This window comes from Acinetobacter sp. 1294243, from assembly GCF_000588015.1.
Classification (GTDB): domain Bacteria; phylum Pseudomonadota; class Gammaproteobacteria; order Pseudomonadales; family Moraxellaceae; genus Acinetobacter; species Acinetobacter pittii.
The window spans coordinates 64,036-88,041 of sequence record NZ_JFXG01000012.1; the positions used below are offsets into that span (position 1 = coordinate 64,036).

Below are 24,006 nucleotides of genomic sequence, written 5' to 3' on the forward strand. Positions count from 1 at the left end.
ATTTCAAAGGAACTGAAGTGATGAAAAAAAATAAAGAAAATCACAGCTCAAAGTTTATTTTAAACGCATTAACAACCAGCATGTTGTTAGTGAGCGGACATGTTTTTGCGTTAGAAGCTTTAACAGATGCTGACTTGAGTGCTGTTAATGGACAAGATGGGATTTCGATTCAAACGACGTTTAATGAAATCAATATTGATAATGCTTACTGGGATGACCATGCAGGTACACCTAGTAGTGCAGATCAGGTCTTAAGAGCTCAAGCGAGCGGGATAAAAGTTCAAAAAAGTAATGCATCTAGTCAGCCTTTAAGTACAAATTACCGTTTAGATGTAGGGAGTAACCCAACTACGGGTAAAACTGGACTCGACTTTTCTATGCAAAGCAGTCCATCACTTATTACCGTAAATAGCGTTAAAGTATGTAATACCTCTGCTACTTGTTCACCAACAATGGGCCAGCTGGCTATTCAAACAACTTCCCCACTAAATTTGGCACTTACAACCCAAGATGGCTTATTTAATGCAAATAGCCAGTCAAGCATGACACTTGGTATTAATAATGCCAATATTTATCTAGGGCAATTGGATGCTCGCAGCCAGTTAAATCAATTAATTTTAAGAAATTTTAACTTTAATTTTGTTGGTAAAGGAGCCATGTTGATTGACCCAACTCGTGGCTTGGTTTTACAGACAAATACTGGAACTAATGTTGCTGGTGTAGGACAAACTCCGAATACTACCTATGGCTATGTTGATTTTAACCGTGTAGCAGATTCAGCTTCTGGTTTAACTGCGGGTACTTATGTTGACAGTAGTGGCAAAGTAACCAATTCAGGCCTGAATATTGAGGTGATGCTCAGTTCGAATGTAGATAAAACTAATCCTTATGCTTTAGATGCAACTAATAGCCCACAGAATGCAAAAGGTTTGATTCGTTTAGGTGCTAGCGGACGTATGGTAAATAGTTATTTACAAGTCCGTGGTATGGATGGTACGGCGGATACCACCACTTTAGGCACTGCAAATACCGCTACGGGTACGGGCTCAAGTAATAGTATTTTAGGTAATTCTGGAATTGCCTTTCGTATGAAAGGTGAATTCACTAAAGACAATGACTCAATGCTAGGCTCAGATGGCAAAGCAACCACTTTAGAAATTGGTGGAGCAGGTCTGAATGCCTATGGTTTCGAATTTGGTAATTTAACAGGTCTTAACTCAGCTACACGCGGTTATTTTGACAGCGGAAATATTTATTTAAATCTTGCTGATACAAAAACATTATTAATGCCAAACAACGCGACTTTAAATGCAATTCGTTTAGGGTCGGGTACTTTAACAACAGCTGCTGATTATCAGCATAATATTCACCGTGATACGGTGACTAATCCGTTTAGCTTAATTCTTGCGATGCGTGGAGCAGAGTTTCAAGCATTTTCAAGACGCGGTCGTTTTACTACAAGTGCAAATGTTGCTGCTGCCAATCAGTTTGCAGATAATGGTGCAAATAACCAGTGGGGCTTAGCCTTACCTTTTTATAATTTAAATGCTAACGCTGCTGTATATGGTTTAGATGCACCGGCAAATAGTGCTTATTACTATACAAAAGATGCAAATGGTAAGCCTATTCGAAATGCTGTAGCTGCATCTGGAACGACTTCGCGTTTAGGTTTTGGTATTGCTGCTGGAACTACGGGACGTGATGCGACTGGAACTAAAACAACCTCAATTTTATTAATTGATGGTTCTCCAAATGCTAATAATGGTGGTAGTCCTACTGATTATTACATGGGCTTACGTAATATTGATATGTTCCTCAAAGGTAATGGAAGTATTGGTTTAGAAAATGGCAGTCTTAATATTAGTTTAAAAGAGATGCTACTTGCTTTATCAACAGAAATTGCAGCTGGTTATTTACCAGGGGCTAAATATAAAACTTGTCCAGCGACGGGTTCATGTTCTTCACCTATTGATAATTTTGCCAAAAATAATGATGTCTTATTTGGTCTAAAACTCCGTTTAGGTGGCGATCTTAACTTATCAATTGTGCCAAATAGTTCAATTGCAGATGGTAGTGCTTTAACTGTACTCGGCGATTTCACAGTGCCTGCGACAGCAACTGGAAATACGGTTCAAATTAGTGATCCGATTGATGGTTCTGCAATTGGTTTTGACAATATTACAGGAAAGCTAGCGTTTAATACCGCTTTGGTTGTGGGTAAAGATACAACAAGTGGTTTAGGTAAAGTTGGGGTAAATACAGCGGTTTATTTCAACCCTGATAAGAGTATTGACGGCGCGTTACGTGTTAAAGATATTAATTTCTATCCGCCTTCAACAGGAGCGGGAGCACGTTTAGGTGAGCTTGCAATTACGGGTGGACGTTTAAATAGTAGCTTTAGTATTGTGCCTAGAAATGGGGCCTTTAACTAATATAAAAAAGTGACGATTATCGTCACTTTTTTATATAAATTTTATTTTAGTGTGATTGGATTTGCATTCGTCGGGTTATAGAGATAATTGCTTTGTACTTGAATATTATTCTGATAGTCTGAACAAATAATAAGCGTTTGTCTCTTAAGGATTAGAGCGACATGAAGAATAAAAATATAGGATTTTGGCTGCTACTTGTCAGTAGTTCAAGTGTTTTTGCAATGCAACCTTTGGATGATCAAAGCCTTGCAGCAACGACGGGCCAAAATGGTTTAACTTTAGGAATTCAGGCCGATAAAGTTAAATTTAATCAAGTCGCACTCATTGATACTAACGGTATTGCTTCAACTTCTTATAACAGCAAGGCTGGTTTTGTTATTGCTGGAAACTCTACTAATCCAGTTTCTGGTATAGAGTTTATTAAAGCCGCTGTATCGGGTAATCCTTCTTTTAATATTGCAATGGATACCGATGCTGGGGGGGGAAATCCTTTTTTAAATTTAGCTATATCTATGGGGAATGATGTAAACGGAATTCGACTTCTACCTTTTTCAGTTTATTTAGCCCCAAGTACATCTTTATCTAGCCCATCCGATTATGCATTAACAAGTTATGCACCAAAATCAATTTTTAGTTCGGGAACGACAGTAAATACGGGTGTAAAAGAAATCATTCGCTCTACTGGAAATCTAGATATTAACTTTGTACAAGCCAATAAACCTCGTTTAAATATTCAACTGGGCCATGCTGCGCAGTCCGTCATGGTTAAATTTGGTGGGGCAATTCAATCTATTTGTTCTGCTGCTACGGGTTGTCCAATTACTTTAGTGTCCGATAATACGGGTGCTACATTTGGGTTTAAGTTTGCAGGAACAAATACCTCAACTGGTTTTGTATTAGATGGTTTTTATGCAGGAGTTGATCCAACTGGATTAACTTTTGGGAATACAGGCGCATCTAGTAAATTTGATGCTTCACTTAATAATGTCACTTTAGGGAATATGGGTACTCAAAATACAACAACGTTTAATAATTTACCTAATGGTTCTATGGGGAGTTTTGGTGTTACTGGCGTTTCTGTAACTGACTTTAAAATGAAAGTAAGCGGCTTTTAAAAAAGAATAATAGCTTAACCTGAAATACGAAAGAGGGCAGTTGTGAAAACAATCGCCCTCTTTTTTTTAAAGGCTATGCCGAGTTAAATAGTATCTGATCTGGTGTGTTCTAATTGTTGAACAATTTCATCTAAAGCTTTAATACGTTTCACCTGATCCCATAATTCTTTCGCTTGAGGATAGGCTTTGGTCATCATGCCTAACCACTGCTTATAACGACCAACCATCCCAATTTCTGTTTTTGCTTGACCGTTTAAAAAGCGAATTTGTAAGTCAACGAGTTGTTCCCAACTAAATAATGCTTCATCCATATTTTGGCGAATGCATTGGGTTAAATCTGGAGTCGTTACCGCACCACGGCCAATCATTAAGTCTTCACAGCCAGATTGTTGCTGACAGGCTCTAGCATCAGCATTGGTCCAGATTTCACCGTTAGCAATGACATTAATTTTTAAAGCTTCTTTAATAGGTAGAATTTTTTCCCAATAAGCTGGTGGTGTATAGCCATCTGCTTTAGTTCGAGCGTGTACAGTTAACCAGCTTGCACCTGCATCTTCGACAGCGTGGGCATTTTCCATTGTATGGTTTTCATCGAGGTAACCTAAACGCATTTTTGCTGAAACAGGAATATGAGCAGGTACAGCATCTCTCACTGCTTTAATCAGCAGATGTACCACGTCTGGTTCATCAAGAAGGACTGAACCACCACGATGTCGATTAACGGTTTTTGCAGGACAACCGAAATTAAGGTCGATTGCAGGTGCACCCAATTCAACAACTTTTGCTGCATTTGCTGCCAGCATATCTGGATTATTACCTAGGAACTGAACATGAACAGGGGTACCGGCTGCTGTTTTACCATCATTTTTTAGTTCAGGACAAAAACTATAATAGATGTGGTCTGGCAAAATACTGTCTGTAACGCGAATAAATTCGGTCACACACCAGTCGAAATCACCAACAGATGTGAGTGTATCCCGCATGATCGGGTCAGTTAAACCTTCCATTGGAGCGAGTATGAGTTTCACAGTCTGTGTCACCTGAGTAAAACGAAAACAGCGTTATACGGGATATGCATAACGCTGTCTAGTATCGATTAAATTATAATTTCTCTAGCGCCCTAAAATCATCTCAAGTACAAATTTACTGCCGATAAATCCAATCGCTAAAAGTACAAAACCCATTAAGGTAAAACGAATTGCTTTTTGGCCTCTCCAGCCAAGTTTGTAATGGCCGATCAGTAATGAGCCATAGATAAACCAAGAAATAATACTAAATACGGTTTTATGAGCGAGATGCTGAGCAAAGAAGCTATCAATTGTTAAAAAACCAAATGTAAGCGCAATCGTTAATAAAATGAAACCTGTAATGATTAGGTCAAATAATAAAGATTCCATCGCTTGAATTGGCGGGAGTAAGTTGACCCAGAAACGTTTTTTTTGTTTCTTTTTGAGTTCACGATTTTGGAACCACATCAAGATCGCATGTATGGTTGCCATCAGTAAAACTGCATAGGCAGAAAGCGAAAGAATGATATGAGTATCAAGTCCTAACGAATGCTGTTCAATAAATTGATCTGGTCGACTAAAGGCAAACCCTAAAATAAGACCAATAGCTGCGACAGGAATGCCTAACAAATTTAATGGCAGAATAGGGCGAAAAGTACTAAAAATTAAGCTTAACAATAACATAAGCCCTGATGTAAAAGACATCAGGTTAAATACATCGTAGTTAATTCCTGCTGGTGTAAGCATGGCATCGCATAAAACTGTGCCGTGCAGTACTAATGCCAAGATAGTAACAAAAGCAAATAACCATGAGTTTGGTTCACGTTTTGACATTAAACGAATAAACAGATACCAGAAAGAAGTGGTATATGCGATGAGTGCCAAAATTGTATAAACCAAGGGGAGGCTAATCATGTCAAACCTTTTTCAGGATTAATTCATCTATATAAGATATAAATTCGCTGCGAACTAAAGTATCCTATAGCATTCTATGCATAAATTTTCTATTTCGAGAAAGATTTTTTTGCAACTAGCCATTTTAAGCGGATTTTGCAATGTTTGATACCTTAACAGAACGACTCACACAGAGTTTAAGAAATGTTACTGGCTCAGGGCAGCTGACCGAAGACAATATTAAAGATACCTTACGTGAAGTACGTATGGCACTTCTTGAAGCCGATGTCGCGTTACCTGTAACTCGTGAATTTATCGCGAAAGTTAAGGAAGAGGCATTGGGCCAAGAAGTGATGACTCAGTTATCACCAGGCCAGGCATTTGTAAAAATTGTTTATGACGAACTCACCAAGATGATGGGTGAGGCGAATGAAACACTTGATTTAAGTGCGAAACCTCCTGTTGTAGTATTACTTGCTGGTTTACAAGGTGCAGGTAAAACCACAACTGCTGCCAAGCTGGCACGTTTCTTAAAAGAACGTCAAAAGAAAAAAGTAATGACTGTCTCTGCCGACGTTTACCGTCCGGCAGCGATTAAACAGTTAGAAACTGTTTCAAATGAAGTTGGTGCAGGCTTTATTCCTTCAGATCCTTCTGAAAAGCCAATTGATATTGTTAATCGTGCAATTGAACAGGCAAAAATCCAGTTTGCTGATGTATTGATTGTCGATACGGCAGGCCGTCTACATGTCGATGCAGACATGATGGATGAAATTAAAGAATTGCATGCAGCAGTTAAGCCGACTGAAACTTTGTTTGTGGTTGATGCCATGACAGGTCAGGATGCTGCAAATACAGCAAAAGCATTTAATGATGCTTTAGCACTTACCGGTGTGATTCTTACTAAAACTGATGGTGATGCACGTGGTGGTGCAGCGCTTTCTGTGCGTGCCATTACTGGTAAGCCAATCAAGTTCTTGGGTATGGGTGAGAAGCTTGACGCTTTAGAACCATTCCATCCAGACCGTGTTGCTCAACGTATTTTAGGCATGGGTGACGTACTTTCTTTAGTCGAAGAAGTTGAACGTAAAATCGACAAAGAAAAAGCCGAAAAAATGGCGAAAAAATTGCAAAAAGGCGGTAGCTTCAACTTTGAAGATATGCTGATGCAATTTGAGCAAATGAAAAAAATGGGCGGTATGATGGGCTTCTTAGACAAGTTGCCTGGCATGAGCGGTGCAGGAATTCAGCAAGCGATTGAGCAAGCGAACCCTGAAAAACAAGTCAAGAAGATGGAAGCGATTATCCAGTCAATGACTGTTAAAGAGCGCCGTAACCCAGACTTGATGAACCCAAGTCGTAAAAAGCGTATCGCGGCAGGTTGTGGTATGGATGTTGCTGAAGTGAATAAACTTATCAAGCAACAAGCACAAATGGCCAAAATGATGAAGAAGTTTGCCAATCCATCTGGTATGAGCAAAATGATGCGTTCATTAGGCAATATGCAAAAGCAATTTGGCGGTGGCGGTGGCGGAATGGGTCCACTGTTTGGTAACAACGACCAAAAGAAATAAATCCATAAAATAAAAGGCGCATATAGCGCCTTTTATTTTGTTGTGTATTTTAGTCTTTAGGATAATGAGCAATATATTGCTGTAGTCCTTTGAGTAAAAGGTCGGTTTCCACCACAGGCTCATATTTTTGTAAGAACTTGGCAAATAGTTTTGCATCACCACCAGTCAGCAGCAGCTTTTTAGGTGATTGCTGCATAATATTTTCAATGGTACTAATCAGGCCTAATAAAATACCGTGATGTACTGCATCTACAGTGTTATTACCCGGATTTAGATTGTCAAAAGCGGAGTCTGGAATTTTAATACCCTTGGTATTTTGAATAAGAGCATCTCGCTGCAAATACAAATTAGGCAGGATGTAACCTCCTAAATGCTGTTTACCTTGAGTTAGGTCAATTGTGAGCGCTGTTCCGCAACCAATAATGCAATAGTTTTCATCTGCTTGAGCTACAGCGAGTACTTGTAACCAGCGGTCAATTCCGAGCTGACTCGGGACTTCATAACCACACTGTAAACCTGCATATTCAGAGTGAACTTTCGCAAAAACTACTGGAATTTCAAGCCATTTTAAAATCTGCTGAATGCGTTGATTATTCTCGGTATCAAGTACCGAAGAAATCCCTATGCGATGCAGGCCTTGATGCTTAAAGTGTTGAATTAACCCAAGTAATAAATCGGCAGGAGACTGTAAATGTAGCTCAGCTGCATGTTCAATAATTTGCTGATTTTCAGTAATCCAGTATTTTAAACGGGTGTTTCCGATATCAAGCCATAAACTTTTCATGGGGAAAATACCTGATTACTGAGTTATTTGTGGTCTTAGGCGACCTTGATAAAACTGCTGTGGTTCTGGAGTTTCAAGAATTACTGCACCTTCATTGGAAATTCCAACGAAACGGCCATGTATCAGTCCTTGACTATGTTCGAATTGAACTAACTGATTAAGCCATGCAGCGTGGTGGTTAAAACGTCCAGCCAAGTTGTAGCAGCCATGATCAAACCAGCGAGCAGCATTTTGAATAGCAACATAAAGCTCTGAAATTAACTCAAGACGACCCATTTGCTCTAGACCTAAATCCTCTAAAGAGGTAATTGGCTGATCACTATCAGTCACTGGTGGTGTTTTTAAATTAATACCTACACCTACAATAGCCTGGTGCTGAGACAGTGGTTCGACTAAAATTCCACCCCATTTGCCCTGAGCACTATATAAATCGTTTGGCCATTTCACTTGCAGATTCAGAGCTTGTAACTGGAGGATTTGTAAAATATTCAGAGCAACTTCAAGTGCTAAGCGACCATCTAAGGGTGTTCGAGTTTGCACCAATGTGCTTAAATAAATGTTTCCTTCAGGTGAAATCCATTGCCGTTGATGTTGACCTCGCCCTTGAGTTTGTTGAGCACTGCAAACCAAGCCCGTTGTAATGCCTTTTTGGGCAATTTCACGAATATCATCATTGGTCGAAGTTGTGGTTGCTTTTAATAAAACCACTTCTGGAAGCTGGTTTTTTGCGCTTAAAAGTTGTTGTAGTTGGCGAGTCTCTAAATCCATGTTGAATATGAGCAGAGTGGTAAAACATTTATGGAGTTAATCATATATTTACTCATTGGCGCAATTGCTGGTTTTACTGCCGGATTGTTTGGGGTAGGCGGTGGACTAATTATTGTACCAATCCTCTATGTCGTTTTTACCCAATTGCACTATGACCCAGCGGTAATCATGCATATTGCAGTCGGAACATCGCTTGCAACTATTATCGTAACGTCTTTTAGTTCTGTTTCAGCTCATCATAAAAAGGGTGCAGTACTTTGGCCTGTTTTTCGTAATTTAGCTCCTGGACTGGTGTTGGGTTCATTTTTAGGGGCGGGGATTGCTGACCTGATGTCTGGCCAGCATTTGCAACTTCTTATTGGTATTTTTGCGGTTGTGATGGCCTATCGGATGTTTAAAGGAGCACATGTAGTTGTTGATCCAACGCGTCAGCTTCCTACAACCCCTATGCAATTCATGGCGGGTGGAGGAATTGGTATTGCCTCTGCAATTTTTGGAATTGGGGGAGGAAGTTTAACCGTTCCATACTTAAACCGTCATGGCGTGGTCATGCAAAAAGCAGTCGCGACTTCTGCCGCTTGCGGTTTACCAATTGCGGTTGCTGGAGCGATTGGCTTTATGTGGTTTGGTGCAAAAGAACAAATCTCAGTGCCTAACACGATTGGTTACGTACATATCTATGCGTTTATTGGCATTAGTGTCATGAGTTTTGTCACGGCGAAGTTTGGAGCAAAGGTTGCTCATGCGTTGTCGCCGCAGATGTTAAAAAAATGCTTTGCTTGTTTGTTAGTCGTGGTGGGTAGTTATTTTATTTATAAAGGCATTATGCACTAGAGACTAAAATCTCAAATTTATAAGACTGCGGTGTAAGAGCTTGAATTTTTAGGAATTCGAGCTTTTTTTATTTATAAAATATAAGAGCGTTCCAAGCTTTTATTCATCTGATTTTGGTGTTGTTTTTAAATGAGTTGGCTTAAAATGCAATAAAATTGTCAGACAATGACATAGTTTTTAATCGATGGGATCAGTTAAAAACAAGGATGCGAAAGAAAAGCATGGATTAATGCATATAAAAAGTAGCGGGTGATTTATGAATCTCGAAGAGACAGAAAGTCTTTCTGAGCAAATTGTCAAATATATTAGCGAACAGATCATTAGTGGCGAGCTAGTAGAAGGCGAACGTATTCAAGAACTACGTATTGCCAAAGAACTTGACGTTAGCCGAGGATCAGTTCGTGAAGCATTGTTATTATTAGAGCGTACTCATTTAATTGAGATTTTTCCACGCCGTGGGGCAATTGTTTCAGAAATGTCTGCACAACAAGTTAAAGCGTTGTTTGATACAAATATGATGTTATTGGGGCATATTGTACAACGCATGAGCGAAACATGGCGTGCGCATGAAGCAGATCAATTACAGTTGCTATTAGAGCAACTTCTTGAGCATGTCAAAGCAGGTGATATCGAAAAATTTTATGATGGAGTCTTCCAATATTTAGCTGAACAGCAAGATATGGTGGGGAATCCTTATCTAATGAAATTTTATAAAGAGTTATTACCTTCATTACGTCGCAGTTATTTTTTGACCTTAAATACCTCTAAGCGGGAACTACAAGAAGCATTTGCATTATTTAAACTCGTGACTGATGCAATTTTAATCCGAAAATCACAACAAGCCGCTTTATTTATGGAAGATTTTTGTCGACACTTACGTAACCTTGTGTTGGAATCGCTGACACGAATGAAACAGATTGAATTGGCTTGGGCAAGACGCTCACGCCGCTAGTTAGGGCATTATGCGTTTAAGCAGTTTAAAACTTTCCGGCTTTAAATCTTTTGCAGATAGTACAACCTTAAATTTTAAGGCTAACCGCACAGCAGTGGTTGGTCCAAATGGTTGTGGCAAATCCAATGTAATCGATGCAATCCGCTGGGTGATGGGTGAGTCAAACGCTCGTCAGCTCCGTGGTGGTAGCATGCAAGATGTTATTTTTACGGGAACTTCCAAACGTAAACCCGTTGGTGTGGCCAGTGTTGAGCTACGCTTTGATAATACTTATGGAAAGTTGGGCGGATCGTATAATGCTTATAATGAGTTAGCTGTTCGCCGTCAGGTCACGCGTGAAGGTAAATCAGAATATTTCTTGAATGGTACACGTTGTCGCCGCCGTGATATTACCGATATTTTCTTGGGAACAGGCTTAGGACCACGCTCTTATGCGGTCATTGAGCAAGGCATGATTAACCGCTTGGTTGATGCCAAGCCTGAAGAAATGCGTGTGTTCATTGAGGAAGCCGCGGGTGTTTCTCGTTATCAGGCTCGTCGCCGTGAAACTTTGCAGCATCTTGAACATACAGAGCAAAACCTTTCACGTTTAGACGATATTGCACTAGAGTTAAAATCGCAGCTTAAAACGCTTAAACGTCAGTCGGAAGCAGCGGTTCAATATAAAACTTTAGAAAGCCAGATTCGTACGCTTAAAATTGAAATTTTATCTTTTCAGGCAGAGAAAAGTGTACGCCTACAAGAAGAATATACCGTTCAAATGAATGAATTGGGTGAAACCTTTAAATTGGTTCGCTCAGAATTAAGCACGATTGAACATGATTTAGAAGCAACCAGTGCTTTGTTTCAGCGACTTATTCAGCAATCTTCACCGCTACAACAAGAATGGCAACAAGCTGAAAAGAAACTATCTGAGCTGAAAATGACTCTTGAACAAAAACAGAGTCTATACCAGCAAAATAGTACCACTCTCGTTCAGTTAGAGCAGCAAAGATTCCAAACTAAAGAACGTTTACAGCTTTCTGAATTGCAACTTGAAACACTGAATAATCAGCTAGAAGAACAAACAGAAGCTTTAGCTGGAGTTGAGCATACAGCAACGGAGGCTGAACAAAACTTTGCTGATTTACAATCTCAGCAGAAACAAGCACAACAACAGTTTGAACAAGTAAAAGCTCAGGTTGAAAAACAACAGCAGCAAAAAATGCAGATGTCAGCTCAAATTGAACAGTTGGGTAAAAATGTTCAGCGTATTGAGCAGCAAAAAGAAACTTTGCAGCATCAAGCAAACCAAATTCAATCGCATGTTTATGAAGATGGGCAGGGTGAGCTTGAGCAACTACAACAGCAGTTGCGTAGTGAAATTTCGATGCTTGAAACTGAAATTGAGCAACAGTTGCTACATTTAGAGCAATCTCAACAACAACATCAGTCAAGCAAAAATCAGCAGCAATCGCTGAAAACAGAAATCCAAGTTTTATTATCAGAGCAGAAAAACCTAAGCCAGCTTGTTGCTAAACAAAATCCAAAGCAAAACCAAGATACGCTACGTTTAATGCAGGCTCTAGAGTTAACAGAGCAAGGTAAACCACATGCGCAGATTGTTGAGAAGTTTTTAGCAAAATGGTTACAAGCTCATATTCTTGAGACTGAACAAGTCTTTCAAGAAGGAGTTGCTCGCCAGCTAAAACCTTCAGAGCAAACAAGTAAATTTAAAGGTAACTTGGCTTGTTTAAATGAGTGGATTGCATCGCCACAGCTATCAATCTTTGCAAATGTAGCGATTGCACAAGATTTGACTCAAGCTTTAAATGAGCAAAAGCAGTTGCAACATGGCCAGTCTGTTTTGACTTTAGATGGCTATCATGTCGGGCAGGATTGGGTGATTGCCCTTATGTATGATGACGAAAGTCAAAGTGCACAAGGTATGCTGAGCCACCGTATTCGTCTAGATGAAATTGAACAAGCTCTTCAAAAGCAGCAACCAGAATTACAAGTATTAGATCAAATTATAGTTCAGCAAAAAGATGATTTAGGGCAATTACAGTTAGGTGTGCAGCACAAGCAGCAGGTTGTGAAACAAAAGCAAAAAGACTTACAACAGCTTGATGTGCAAATTGCCAAGCAACAAACCGCAGCACAAGCATTTTTACTGCAAAAACAGCAATTAAAAGATCAACTTGGTCAGTTAGACATGCAGCTTGAAGAAGATGCAATGCAAAAAGATGATCTTGAAATTGATTTGCATGCATTGGCAATCAAGCTTGAAACCATTTTACCTGACTATAAAACTTTGCAATTTCGGGTAGAAGAATTAACAGAGCAGCTTGAGGAACAGCAACAAGCTCTGCAACATCAGCAACAAGAACGTGAAATTTTACGCCGTAATAGCACGCAGACAACTCAACAGATTGAGTTGCTTGAAAAAGATATCTCGTTCTTGCAGAGCCAATATCAGCAAATTGCAGTTCAAATGGAACACGCGAAAAAGTTTGTTGACCCTATTCAATTAGAGCTACCAAATCTTGAGTCAGAGTTTCAGCAACAATTTGCTCAAACTGAAAAGTTGCAAAAGAACTGGAATGAATGGCAGCTTGAACTCAATAGTGTGCAGGAAAAACAGCAGACTTTGACCGATCAGCGTCATCAATATCAACAAAAAGATGAGCAGCTTAGAGAACAACTTGAAGCGAAACGGTTGGCATGGCAAGCAGCCAAGTCAGATCGTGAGCATTATCAAGAGCAGCTTAAAGAGCTAAATGCCGAACTCCAAAAAGGCTTACAAATAGATTTAGCCGAGCACCAGCAAAAACTGGAAAAAGTACAGAAACAGTTTGAAAAAATTGGAGCGGTTAACCTTGCCGCTTCACAAGAGTTTGAAGAAGTTTCTCAGCGTTTTGATGAGCTGAGTCACCAGATTCAAGATTTGGAAAATACGGTAACTCAATTAAAAGATGCGATGAAAAGCATTGACCAGGAAACCCGTAAGCTGTTTATGACAACTTTTGATCAGATCAATCAGGAGTTGCAAAACCTGTTTCCAAAGGTTTTTAATGGTGGTGAGGCGAGTTTAAGTCTTGAAGATGACTGGCAATCTGGTGTTAAACTGATGGCAAGGCCACCGGGTAAGAAAAATAGTTCTCTAGCATTACTTTCCGGTGGAGAAAAGGCTTTAACAGCGTTAGCATTAGTATTTGCGATTTTTAGATTAAATCCGGCACCGTTTTGTGTACTAGATGAAGTGGACGCACCACTTGATGATGCGAATGTTCAGAGATATTGTAATTTGGTAAAAGAACTTTCTGAACATGTACAATTCATTTACATTACACATAATAAGCTGGCGATGACCATGGCAACTGATTTGTTGGGTGTGACCATGCCTGAACCGGGTACATCAAAATTAGTCACTGTCGATTTAGAACAGGCAAAAGAATACGGGTTAGTTTCGGAGTCATAGAATGGAAATCAATACGATTATTGGCATCGTTGTTGCCATTATAATTATGCTAATTGGCTTAAAAATGATTTTAAAAAAGCCAAACCATGCTGAACCCTCATTAGACAGTGATTTGCATATCAATCCTGATAGTAATCAACCGGTTATACCTAGGCACGTGAGAGATCAGCTTGAGAAAACTGAAGCTGAATCTGTAGCGGTGACTAGTGCAGAGCGAGTAGAACCGACTTTAAGCGAAGCTGCGCCGTCACAAGTACCTGAAACAAAACAGTCAGAAATTGAGACCGTAGAACCCGCTAAAGCAATTCAAACTGAACAAACTCAAGCAGTTGTTGAAAATGCTTCTGTAGAAGAAATTAAATCTGAACAAACAGTACCAAGCTCTACCATTCATAAAGATGGTTCAGTTGAGTTGGTTGATACAGTTTCTGTTAAACCGGAAGCTGAAGCTTTAGCAAAAGAAAATCTGGAAGCTGAAAGCGAAAAAACTGAGCCTGAGTTGAGTTTAAACCCGAATATTGAAACTGCCGAAATTGCTGAGTTTGAAGGCGAGAGTAATATTCTGGATGTGCATTTACATGAACAGCAACGTTATGATGATGAAAGTGCATTAGCGATGGCTGAACAGATTATTGCGCTAAATGTGTATCCAAACCCTCGTCGTGCATTGTCTGGCGATAAAGCGCTTAAAGTGCTGTTAAAATATGGTTTACGCTACGGTGAAATGTCGTGCTTCCATCGTTATGAAAATACCGATGAGCCGAGTGTACTCATGTTCTCTGTATTACGTATGACAGACAATGGACCAGCTGGTTTTGATCTTGAAACTCTATCTACTGAACAAGTTCAAGGGTTAGCATTTTTCCTTGCCCTTCCAAACAGTAAAGCCGTGACTGGTTTTGACATGATGGCGAGTATTGCAGGTTTAATTGCTCGCGAAATTGATGGCAAAGTTTACGATGAGAATAATCTTGAATTTACGCCACAATTAAAAGAGCATTGGCGTCATCATGTGATTGATTATCGTCCGGCACAGGCGACCGCCTAGTTTTAATTTTTTACGTTCGTTGCGATAATTGCAACATATCTAGTCGCAGCTCAGGGTGGAGAAATTTCCACCCTTTTTTATGGTGAATAACATAATGGCAACAACTTCCGTGATCGAACAGATGCGTCAGCTTATTCAACTGATTGCAAAGCATAACCATGCCTACTATGTCATGGATCAGCCGACAATCTCGGACAGTGAATATGATCATTTATTTCACCAGTTAAAAGCTTTAGAAGAGCAATATCCTGATCTTGTTCAATCAGATTCACCAACAACAAAAGTAGGTGGACAAGCACTCTCTAAATTTCAAAGTGTGACTCATGTAGTTCCGATGCTTTCTTTGGGGAACGTTTTTAATCAGGAAGACTTGTTTGCATTTGCACGTCGTGTTGAAGAGCGTTTGCCTAATCAAAAAATACAATACGAAGTCGAACTAAAACTTGATGGTCTTGCGATTTCTCTCTGGTATGAAAATGGTGTGTTAATACGTGGCGTTACACGTGGTGACGGAGAAACTGGGGAGGACATTACGCAGAACATTAAAACGATTCGTAATTTGCCTAAAGTGTTACATTCAGATCACTTTGAAATTCCACATTTGCTGGAAGTTCGTGGTGAAGTACTTATGCCAAAGTCTGGTTTTGAAAAACTCAATGCTGAACAGGAAGCCAAAGGCGATAAAACATTTGCAAACCCGCGTAATGCCGCAGCTGGTAGTTTAAGACAACTCGATCCTAATATTGCTGCGGCTCGACCTTTAGCATTTTATGCTTACGGCATCGCTCAATGTGAACCTAATCATGGCTTAACTACCATGCATGACAGTCTGCAATGGCTCACAAAACTTGGATTTGAAATTGCTGAACGTCAATATCTTTGTAATTCAATTCAAGAAGTACAGCAACGTTATGAGCAAATTCAGCAAGAACGTTCAGATTTACAAGTTGAAATTGATGGGATGGTTGTAAAGGTTGATGACTTAAAGCAACAGCAACAACTTGGTTTTTTAAGTCGTGAACCACGTTGGGCAACTGCTTATAAATTCCCTGCCCAAGCTGCATTAACTACGGTTGATCAGATTGATTGGCAAGTAGGGCGTACAGGTACTTTGACTCCAGTAGCGCGTTTAAACCCTGTGTTCGTAGGGGGAGTTACGGTTTCCAATGTAACTTTACACAACATTGGTGAGATCCATCGCCTAGATGTACGTGTTGGTGACACGGTGAGTGTTTATCGTACAGGCGATGTTATTCCTAAAGTAGAAAAAGTTTGGCCAGAGTTCCGTCCTGTTGATGCCGAAGTTGTACATTTACCTGAAAACTGTCCTGTTTGTGCTTCACCAGTTGTAATGCCTGAAGGGGAAGCTTTAGCACGTTGTTCTGGTGGACTGTACTGTGCTGCACAGCGTATTGAAGCGATTCGTCACTTCGTATCACGTAAAGCTCTGGATATTGAAGGCCTAGGCGATCGTTGGGTAGAGTCTTTATTACACCTCGATTTGCTCAAAGATGTTGCCGATATTTACCATTTGCACGAACACCGAGAAACTTTACTCGGGATTGAAAAAATGGGCGAAAAATCGGTACAAAATCTGATTGATGCGATTGAAGCTAGTAAAAAGACAACGCTTGCGCGTTTTATTTATGCTTTAGGAATTCGTGGAGTAGGTGAAACAACAGCTCGGATGTTAGCCAATACTTTCCAAACTTTGGAAGCGCTTAAAGCTGCTGATGTTGAAGCTTTAAAGAAAACACCAGATGTTGGTGATATTACTGCAGAATGGATTGCTGACTTTTTCTTGGCACCGCACAACATTGAAGTGCTTGATCGCTTAATTGCTGCGGGTATTCATTGGGATGCACCGACTGCACCAACACGACAGCCATTAAATGGCGAAAGCTGGGTGTTAACGGGCACATTAGAGCAAATGACGCGTGATCAGGCAACTCAAATGCTACAAGCATTAGGTGCGCGTGTAAGCGGTAGTGTATCGAGTAAAACCAAATGTGTTGTTGCGGGTGAGAAGGCTGGTTCGAAATTAGAAAAAGCAGCAAAACTAGGTATTGCTGTTATGAATGAGACTGATTTCTTATCACTTATGGCGAGCTACGGGCAGACTTTAAGCGAATAGATCTACCGAAATAAGAACCATTGATTTTAGTTACAAATTTATAAATTGATGGTTTGAGCCATATTTTAACGCTTGTCTGAACTTATAAATTGGACAAGCGTTTCTTTTTGCAGAGGAAATTTAAATAACTTAAACTGCAAATGCGTATGTTTCTCATTTTAATTTGATAAAAATCATAAACTTAACCATTTTTTGTTTTGCAATCACTTTTAAGATTGCCCATAATAGTTCTCATACGATAGGAGATTTATTATGCGTGGCAATCCAGAAGTCATAGACTATTTAAATATGCTCATTGGCGGAGAATTGGCTGCCCGTGATCAATATCTAATCCATTCTCGTATGTATGAAGATTGGGGTTTAAATAAAATTTATGAACGTATTGATCATGAGATGCAAGAAGAAGCTTCTCATGCTGATGCGATCATTCGCCGTGTATTGTTTTTAGGTGCTAAACCAAACATGCACCGTGAAGATATCAATGTTGGTACAGACGTTGTATCTTGTTTAAAAGCTGATTTGGCGCTTGAATATCATGTTCGTGAAAAGTTAGCGACAGGTATCAAACTTTGTGAAGAGAAGGGCGATTACATTAGCCGTGATATGTTGCGTCAACAATTATCAGATACTGAAGAAGACCATACATACTGGTTAGAAAAGCAATTACGTTTAATTGAGTTGATTGGATTACAAAACTATATTCAATCTCAAATTTAATAAAAAGACCCAGCTCAGGCTGGGTTTTTTATTGGCTCATTTTAATAAAATGAAGTCTTGACTTAGATGTTGATTTTGTCAAATTGAACATATTCAAAGCCTTACTATATAAGGCTTTGGCAGTTACAAAAAAGTCAGAAAAATTGTATCACACCCCCTGTTTTTTTTATGAAATTGTTTATAATTTCGCCAACAAAACCCTTGCCTAGAAATTTAATGAGGCAAGGGTTTTTCTATGGAAAATCGGTTGGTATGGATCGCCAATGATTTTATGGTGAGTTCGCGAAATATGTTATTTACCAAACCTGCTGTTTTAGATACAGCTACTCTCCTAAGTACACAGCGTCTTGCAACACGACTAAGCTTTTTTAGCTTAGGTTTTGCGACTGCAGCTTGGGCACCTCTTATTCCTTTTGCACAGCAGCGTTTAAACCTAAATCATGCCGATTTTGGTTTACTTTTGCTGTGTATGGGTATCGGGTCAATGATTGCTATGCCTGCGACTGGTGCTTTAGTAAAGCGCTGGGGATGTCGTCCGTTAATTGCTTTGGCATTGATGTTGTTAATGGTTTTATTGCCTAGCCTTACGATGTGGAGCAGCATTGTGACGATGGCCGTAGCATTGTTTATTTTTGGATCGGCAGCAGGATGTCTTGGAGTAGCTATCAATTTACAAGCAGTAGTTGTTGAAAAACATAGTGTGCGAGCTCTTATGTCTAGCTTCCATGGAATGTGCAGTCTTGGTGGCTTAACGGGCGCTATGCTTGTGACAGCATTATTGGCAGTAGGGCTTTCACCTCTAATGAGTACTTTATCAGTCGTTATGATTTTACTTGTTATTGGTGGCGTTGCGATTCCATCTTGTTTAACGTCTTTTGAACAGGATGAAAAGCCACTTGAAGATACCACTCAAGCGCCCAAAAAACTTTATCGTCCTGATGGCATTATTCTGCTTATTGGTATGATGTGTTTTATCGCCTTTTTATCAGAAGGTGCAGCAATGGACTGGGGTGGTATTTATTTAACAAGTAAATATCAGCTTAATCCTGCTTTTGCTGGTTTAGCTTACACTTTCTTTGCGCTTAGCATGACGACTGGTCGTTTTGCAGGTCATATCTTGCTTAAGCAATGGGGTGAAAAAAATATTGTGACTTATAGTGCAATTGGAGCCGCTATTGGTATGACTGTTATTGTAACTGCACCAGTGTGGCAAGTGGTTGTATTGGGTTATGCACTGTTAGGATTAGGCTGTTCTAATATTGTACCCGTGATGTTTTCTCGTGTTGGTCGACAAAACAATATGCCTAAAGCAGCAGCACTATCTTTAGTATCAACAATTGCCTATACCGGTTCATTAAGTGGACCAGCTTTAATCGGTTTAATTGGGGAATGGACTGGTTTAAGTACAGTTTTAACAGGCGTCGCTGTATTACTATTTATTATTGCTTTACTTAACCGCTTTACATTAGTAAAGACAAATTAATTTATAAATAATAATCACCAAATAGCGAACATCGAGAAATTGAATTTCTCGATGTTCTTTTATTTAGATTTATAAAACCTGATAAATAGATTGATAATTATCTTGTAATAATCGCTGAGGCTTCATTAGTAAAGTTGGTGTCTTTTCTAAATCATCCAAGAAATTATTTCGCCAATGGGTAAGATCAGATGATGTTAATCCCTCTATCAATTGTTGATAACGATTAATACGCTCAGCTTTAGACATTTCTAAAGCCATTTTTAAAGCATCCATCATTGCCGCTCTATCTTGTGGGTCAACAATCAAGGCTTGAGACATCTGCTCAGCAGCACCAGCATATTTAGATAAAATGAGCACACCTGGATTTTCAGGGTCTTGTGCCGCAATATATTCTTTAGCCACTAGATTCATCCCATCACGTAGTGAACTGATCCAGCAAATATCTGAATGACGATAAATGTGCATAAGATTATGGTGTTGTACCGTGTCATAGCAGCAATCTACTGGCCTCCAGTCTTCATGCGCAAACTCTTCGTTAATTAACTCCAGCTTGGTTTTAAAACGTTGGTATAAGCGTTGATAAGCTGGAATATCAGTACGAGAAGGGATTGCCACTTGAAGATGTCGAACTAAGCCATGATATTCAGGGCTGGTTTCCAAGAACGTTGCAAATGCATTAAATCTTTCGAGTAAACCTTTTGAATAATCAATACGATCAACTCCAATAATAGTTTTTTGACGTGGAATTTCTTCAAAATTAAACACCGAAGAGGTCGCCAAATCTTGTTGGGCTTGTTTTTGTATAAGTTCAGGCTGAACACCAATTGGGTATGACTTAATTAATATTTGACGTTTCTTGTAGCTAATACTGTTACTTTGTATTTTCTGAGCTTCGAGTAAATTTAGACAAGTTTGCATACATGCATTTTGATCGATTTGGGTTTGTAAACCAATAACATCATATTGACTCAAGTCTTGAATTAATTCTCGGCCCACTGGAATTTTGCGCCAGATATTGAGGCTAGCAAATGGTATATGTAAAAAGAAACCAATTTTGTTTTGCATGCCTAATTCACGGCAATAGCGAGCCACACTAAAAAAGTGGTAATCGTGCACCCAAATAAGATCTTCAGGCTGAGCAAGCTCTTTTAGCTTTTGAGCAAATAATCGATTAACCTTTTGATAAGTATTGTACTCTTCTGCATCATACTCAATCAGATCATCTCTATGATGCATTGCTGGCCAGAGAACTTTATTTGCAAATCCACAGTAATATTGGGCATATTGCTGATGAGTGAGGGGACAGGTAATGTAGTCAATTCCTTGAGAATAAGCCTGCTCAAATTCTGGTGCTTCGCTATCGGTAATTTGCTGCCCATTCCAGCCTAACCAGATGCCGTTACTATCATTTAGTGCATCTTGTACAGCTACAGCAAGACCACCTGCTGAAGCTTTACCCGATGGCATACTTATCCGGTTTGATAATACGATTAATTTAGACATAATTTTTCTCCATTCTGATTTTGGCTATTTTTGACATATAAGCTTTTTATTCTGTTTTTAAATAAAAGAAGAAAATCCGCGACATTATCAATATCTTTTAATCTATATTTTGCTTGTGTTTCACCCGGACCTACTTTAATACTAAGGCCAGATTGCTGATTAATGTAAGTGAAACCAGATTCATCTGTTAAATCATCGCCTATAAAAATAGGTAATACAGCAGGTAAATCAAGATGATTTAATATAGTTTCAATTGCTCTACCTTTATCAGCTTGGTTTGGAATTAATTCAACAACAAATTTTCCTCTATTTATTTTTAATTGAGGATAATTGAGATTAATTTTCTGCATAATATTAATGGCATTATTTTCTAAATTAGGATTTTTACGGTAATGTAAGGCAATAGAATATCCTTTATCCTCAATTAATAATTCGGGATATTTATCACAATTTTTGGTAATATCTTGTTTTAAATTTTTGAAATTAATACTGCTTAAATCTGGTCGAATATAGTTTCCTGAATCAAAATAAATATCTAAACCATGTAAACCAGCAATTGGAACTTCAATAGGATGTAGTAGTTTGCTTGCTGTATCTACATCACGACCTGTTACAGCAATAACAGGTATATTTAATTTAGTAATTTTTTTTATAACGTCTAAGGTAGTTTGTGGAATAAAACTATGCTCAGGATTAATTTGAAAGGGTGCTAATGTACCATCAATATCCAAAAATAAGCAGTAATTTTTATCTAAAGATAAGTTATTTATAATATCGTTGGGTGTAACAAAAGATGTATTTTTTTCTCTCCCATCAGATATTGTGTTTTGACTGTTCATATTAGCCTTCCTAATACTTTTTGATCAATAATTAATCTTCTAGCATTAAAATGAATTGGTGAGTCATTTTTTTTAATAAAAAAACATAAGTATTAACATTAATTACATTGCATAATGGATTTATAGGCGAAGTGTGGAGTATGTTGTTTTTTGATTGGCTTCAATGTTTAGATAATTAAATTTTTGTATATTTACTATGAATAATGCGGGTCTTACTTATCAATATATTTCAGAATATTAACTCATTATAAATGCTTAATTTTATGCTCTAAAATTTACTCTTTATATTGATTTTAAAAGATATTTTAACTCGATATTATTATATAATCCTTATAAAGTTGGCTTTGGACAGGCATATGAAGTTACAAAATAAAATTTTATTAATTACAGGTTGGGGAGTAGGAGTGGAGCCTTTGCAGTCCCTTAAATTGCAATTGGAAAAAGCTGGCTATCAAACACAACTTATTAATATTTTTAATATTTTAGATGCTAACTATTGTGCCCAGCTTGATTTAGTTACTGAGGTTGATGTATTAATAGGTTGGTCTTTAGGTGGACAGTTAGCAACTCAACTGGTTAATACTTTTTATGAACAAACAGGGCAAACTAAAACTTTAATTACGCTCGCTTCAAATCCTTGTTTTGTTACCAACGATAATTGGCAGACTGCTATGCCTGCTGATGTGTTTAGTCAATTTAAGACTTTTTTTTTACAAACCCCGAAAGCCACTTTAAAGCGTTTTTATTATTTAATTACACTCGGTTCATCTCAGGCTAAACAAGATTGGATAAGCATGCAAAACATAGCAAATCCGCCTTCAAGTGAATTGCTATCAGAAGGTTTGCAAATGCTTGAGCAACTAAATTTGGTAAATAACTTAAAAAACTATCTAGGTCCGCAGCTTCATGTGTTTGCCGAGCAAGATAATGTCATTCCTTGCAAAATTAGTGAAAATTTCAAGGATATCGCGACAGAAAACATGAGTTATAAAGTATTAGAAGGCGCTACTCATGCTTTTCCATACCTAGAAGTAGATCGAACAATTGAAGAAATCTGCCAATTTTTAACAATTCATCAGTAAAGTTAATAAGCTTTGGTTGATCTCGCAATTTTCTTTCATTCTTAACAGGTTTAACATATGCTAAATGAAAGATTTAATTGCTGTAAAAGGGTATAGAGGATGACCGATAATTTTGATTTGGAACATATTTGGCATCCATATACCTCAATGACCCAACCTTTACCAACGTTTAAAGTTAAACGTGCCTATGGGGCAACGATTGAACTAGATGATGGGAAGACTTTAATTGATGGGATGTCGTCATGGTGGTGTGCAATTCACGGCTATAACCACCCTGAACTCAATCAGGCAGTGACAGATCAATTACAGAACATGTCGCATATCATGTTTGGTGGTTTAACTCATGATCCTGCAATTGAACTTGGAAAAATTCTTTTAAAAATTACGCCGCCAAGTCTCGATAAAATTTTCTATGCAGATTCAGGTTCGGTTGCCGTTGAAGTTGCTTTGAAAATGGCTGTGCAATTCTGGACAGCACAAGGCCAACCACAAAAAACAAATTTTATTACTACACGTTCTGGTTATCACGGTGATACATGGAATGCGATGTCGGTCTGTGATCCAGTGACAGGCATGCATCAAATTTTTGGTACAAGTTTACCGAACCGTCTTTTTGTAGCAGCACCGCAAACCAAATTTCATGAAGAGTGGAACCAAGAAGATATTGCCGAGCTAGAAGAAGCTATTCAGCAAAATCATGAAAACCTTGCTGCACTGATTATTGAGCCGATTGTACAAGGTGCAGGGGGGATGCGTTTTTATCATCCTGAATATTTACGTCAGGCGAAAGCACTTTGTGAACAATATAATCTGTTATTAATTTTTGATGAAATTGCCACTGGTTTTGGTCGTACAGGTAAGCTTTTTGCTTGGGAACATGCACAAGTTGAGCCAGATATTATGTGCCTAGGTAAAGGGCTAACGGGCGGCTACATGACGTTATCTGCTACTTTAACGACAAAGTATGTAGCAGAAACCATTAGTCGCGGTGAGGCTGGGGTATTTATGCACGGCCCAACTTTTATGGCCAATCCACTTGCTTGCGCGGTCGCTTTAAAAAGTACCCAATTATTAATTGAGCAAGATTGGCAGGCTAATATTGAGCGAATTGAACAACAGCTTAGCCAATATTTAACGCCTTTAAGTCAGCTTGATTATGTTGCCGATGTGCGAGTGCTGGGTGCAATTGGTGTAGTAGAACTCACCTTTAATGTTGATATGAAAACTTTACAGCAACAATTTGTAGACCGCGGAATCTGGATCCGTCCTTTTGGAAAATTGGTTTATGTGATGCCACCGTATGTCATCACGCATCAAGAGTTAAGCGATTTGCTCGAACAATTGGTTGAAGTTGTTCAAACGATGCAGGGAGCGAATTAA

Annotated in this window: 18 protein-coding genes; 12 read left to right on the forward strand and 6 right to left on the reverse strand. The window is 38.8% G+C overall.

All coding sequences use genetic code 11. The features are described from left to right. Positions 1-20 precede the first annotated feature (20 nt). The gene (locus J655_RS18290; protein ID WP_019767931.1) at positions 21-2,432 is read left to right on the forward strand and encodes a DUF6160 family protein; all 2,412 of its coding nucleotides are present in this window, start codon (positions 21-23) and stop codon (positions 2,430-2,432) included. Between the two features lie 161 nt (positions 2,433-2,593). Continuing rightward, on the forward strand, positions 2,594-3,547 hold the full coding sequence (locus J655_RS18295; protein ID WP_032006731.1) for a DUF6160 family protein: 954 nt from the start codon (positions 2,594-2,596) through the stop codon (positions 3,545-3,547). 83 nt (positions 3,548-3,630) lie between these two features. On the opposite strand, the gene J655_RS18300 is transcribed toward J655_RS18295, so the two are convergent. Further along, positions 3,631-4,575, reverse strand: coding sequence for a tRNA dihydrouridine synthase (locus tag J655_RS18300; RefSeq protein ID WP_025464116.1), 945 nt, complete (start codon positions 4,573-4,575; stop codon positions 3,631-3,633). A gap of 84 nt (positions 4,576-4,659) precedes the next feature. Continuing rightward, a complete protein-coding gene (locus J655_RS18305) occupies positions 4,660-5,469 on the reverse strand; it encodes a cytochrome C assembly family protein (protein ID WP_002120294.1) in 810 nt (269 codons plus the stop codon). A 140-nt stretch (positions 5,470-5,609) separates the two neighbouring features. On the opposite strand from J655_RS18305, the gene ffh reads away from it, so the two are divergent. Then, positions 5,610-7,022: a signal recognition particle protein gene (gene ffh, locus J655_RS18310; RefSeq protein WP_002120334.1), complete on the forward strand. Its 1,413-nt coding sequence runs from the start codon at positions 5,610-5,612 to the stop codon at positions 7,020-7,022. 49 nt (positions 7,023-7,071) lie between these two features. Here ffh and J655_RS18315 read toward each other — a convergent pair whose 3' ends face one another. Both J655_RS18315 and J655_RS18320 read right to left on the reverse strand, forming a co-directional pair. Next, positions 7,072-7,806, reverse strand: a complete 735-nt coding sequence (locus tag J655_RS18315; protein WP_032006732.1) for a pantothenate kinase — start codon at positions 7,804-7,806, stop codon at positions 7,072-7,074. Positions 7,807-7,821: 15 nt separating this feature from the next. Then, positions 7,822-8,574, reverse strand: coding sequence for a biotin--[acetyl-CoA-carboxylase] ligase (locus tag J655_RS18320; protein WP_032006733.1), 753 nt, complete (start codon positions 8,572-8,574; stop codon positions 7,822-7,824). Positions 8,575-8,604: 30 nt separating this feature from the next. Between J655_RS18320 and J655_RS18325 the strand changes: the two genes are divergently transcribed. From J655_RS18325 to J655_RS18355, 7 genes are all read left to right on the forward strand, one after another. Then, positions 8,605-9,408 (forward strand): sulfite exporter TauE/SafE family protein, encoded by an 804-nt coding sequence (locus J655_RS18325; protein WP_032006734.1) that lies wholly within the window; start codon positions 8,605-8,607, stop codon positions 9,406-9,408. 256 nt (positions 9,409-9,664) lie between these two features. Continuing rightward, complete coding sequence (locus J655_RS18330; protein ID WP_016144478.1) at positions 9,665-10,360, forward strand: GntR family transcriptional regulator; 696 nt, start codon at positions 9,665-9,667, stop codon at positions 10,358-10,360. A gap of 10 nt (positions 10,361-10,370) precedes the next feature. Further along, on the forward strand, positions 10,371-13,820 hold the full coding sequence (gene smc / locus J655_RS18335; protein WP_032006735.1) for a chromosome segregation protein SMC: 3,450 nt from the start codon (positions 10,371-10,373) through the stop codon (positions 13,818-13,820). A gap of 1 nt (position 13,821) precedes the next feature. Further along, positions 13,822-14,868, forward strand: coding sequence for a cell division protein ZipA C-terminal FtsZ-binding domain-containing protein (locus J655_RS18340; RefSeq protein WP_017399785.1), 1,047 nt, complete (start codon positions 13,822-13,824; stop codon positions 14,866-14,868). A gap of 94 nt (positions 14,869-14,962) precedes the next feature. After that, complete coding sequence (ligA, locus tag J655_RS18345) at positions 14,963-17,002, forward strand: NAD-dependent DNA ligase LigA (RefSeq protein ID WP_032052753.1); 2,040 nt, start codon at positions 14,963-14,965, stop codon at positions 17,000-17,002. A gap of 252 nt (positions 17,003-17,254) precedes the next feature. Next, a complete protein-coding gene (gene ftn, locus J655_RS18350) occupies positions 17,255-17,719 on the forward strand; it encodes a heteropolymeric bacterioferritin subunit Ftn (RefSeq protein ID WP_001214863.1) in 465 nt (154 codons plus the stop codon). Positions 17,720-18,008: 289 nt separating this feature from the next. After that, complete coding sequence (locus J655_RS18355; RefSeq protein WP_023187685.1) at positions 18,009-19,202, forward strand: MFS transporter; 1,194 nt, start codon at positions 18,009-18,011, stop codon at positions 19,200-19,202. Positions 19,203-19,271: 69 nt separating this feature from the next. On the opposite strand, the gene J655_RS18360 is transcribed toward J655_RS18355, so the two are convergent. Next, positions 19,272-20,705, reverse strand: coding sequence for an alpha,alpha-trehalose-phosphate synthase (UDP-forming) (locus J655_RS18360; protein ID WP_032006737.1), 1,434 nt, complete (start codon positions 20,703-20,705; stop codon positions 19,272-19,274). After that, the gene (gene otsB, locus J655_RS18365) at positions 20,693-21,544 is read right to left on the reverse strand and encodes a trehalose-phosphatase (RefSeq protein WP_032006738.1); all 852 of its coding nucleotides are present in this window, start codon (positions 21,542-21,544) and stop codon (positions 20,693-20,695) included. The genes J655_RS18360 and otsB overlap by 13 nt, the downstream gene beginning before the upstream one ends. A 356-nt stretch (positions 21,545-21,900) precedes the next feature. Here otsB and J655_RS18370 point away from each other — a divergent pair, with 356 nt between their 5' ends. Then, positions 21,901-22,626 (forward strand): alpha/beta fold hydrolase, encoded by a 726-nt coding sequence (locus tag J655_RS18370; RefSeq protein ID WP_032052754.1) that lies wholly within the window; start codon positions 21,901-21,903, stop codon positions 22,624-22,626. 99 nt (positions 22,627-22,725) lie between these two features. Continuing rightward, positions 22,726-24,006, forward strand: coding sequence for an adenosylmethionine--8-amino-7-oxononanoate transaminase (gene bioA / locus J655_RS18375; RefSeq protein ID WP_032006740.1), 1,281 nt, complete (start codon positions 22,726-22,728; stop codon positions 24,004-24,006).

What these genes read in the sequence shown, in the direction of transcription:
- J655_RS18290 (WP_019767931.1), top strand. Translation starts at nt 21, where the DNA reads ATGAAAAAAAATAAAGAAAATCACAGCTCAAAGTTTATTTTAAACGCA.
- J655_RS18295 (WP_032006731.1), top strand. Translation starts at nt 2,594, where the DNA reads ATGAAGAATAAAAATATAGGATTTTGGCTGCTACTTGTCAGTAGTTCA.
- J655_RS18305 (WP_002120294.1), bottom strand. Translation starts at nt 5,469, where the DNA reads ATGATTAGCCTCCCCTTGGTTTATACAATTTTGGCACTCATCGCATAT.
- ffh (WP_002120334.1), top strand. Translation starts at nt 5,610, where the DNA reads ATGTTTGATACCTTAACAGAACGACTCACACAGAGTTTAAGAAATGTT.
- J655_RS18315 (WP_032006732.1), bottom strand. Translation starts at nt 7,806, where the DNA reads ATGAAAAGTTTATGGCTTGATATCGGAAACACCCGTTTAAAATACTGG.
- J655_RS18320 (WP_032006733.1), bottom strand. Translation starts at nt 8,574, where the DNA reads ATGGATTTAGAGACTCGCCAACTACAACAACTTTTAAGCGCAAAAAAC.
- J655_RS18325 (WP_032006734.1), top strand. Translation starts at nt 8,605, where the DNA reads ATGGAGTTAATCATATATTTACTCATTGGCGCAATTGCTGGTTTTACT.
- J655_RS18330 (WP_016144478.1), top strand. Translation starts at nt 9,665, where the DNA reads ATGAATCTCGAAGAGACAGAAAGTCTTTCTGAGCAAATTGTCAAATAT.
- smc (WP_032006735.1), top strand. Translation starts at nt 10,371, where the DNA reads ATGCGTTTAAGCAGTTTAAAACTTTCCGGCTTTAAATCTTTTGCAGAT.
- J655_RS18340 (WP_017399785.1), top strand. Translation starts at nt 13,822, where the DNA reads ATGGAAATCAATACGATTATTGGCATCGTTGTTGCCATTATAATTATG.
- ligA (WP_032052753.1), top strand. Translation starts at nt 14,963, where the DNA reads ATGGCAACAACTTCCGTGATCGAACAGATGCGTCAGCTTATTCAACTG.
- ftn (WP_001214863.1), top strand. Translation starts at nt 17,255, where the DNA reads ATGCGTGGCAATCCAGAAGTCATAGACTATTTAAATATGCTCATTGGC.
- J655_RS18355 (WP_023187685.1), top strand. Translation starts at nt 18,009, where the DNA reads ATGTTATTTACCAAACCTGCTGTTTTAGATACAGCTACTCTCCTAAGT.
- J655_RS18360 (WP_032006737.1), bottom strand. Translation starts at nt 20,705, where the DNA reads ATGTCTAAATTAATCGTATTATCAAACCGGATAAGTATGCCATCGGGT.
- otsB (WP_032006738.1), bottom strand. Translation starts at nt 21,544, where the DNA reads ATGAACAGTCAAAACACAATATCTGATGGGAGAGAAAAAAATACATCT.
- J655_RS18370 (WP_032052754.1), top strand. Translation starts at nt 21,901, where the DNA reads ATGAAGTTACAAAATAAAATTTTATTAATTACAGGTTGGGGAGTAGGA.
- bioA (WP_032006740.1), top strand. Translation starts at nt 22,726, where the DNA reads ATGACCGATAATTTTGATTTGGAACATATTTGGCATCCATATACCTCA.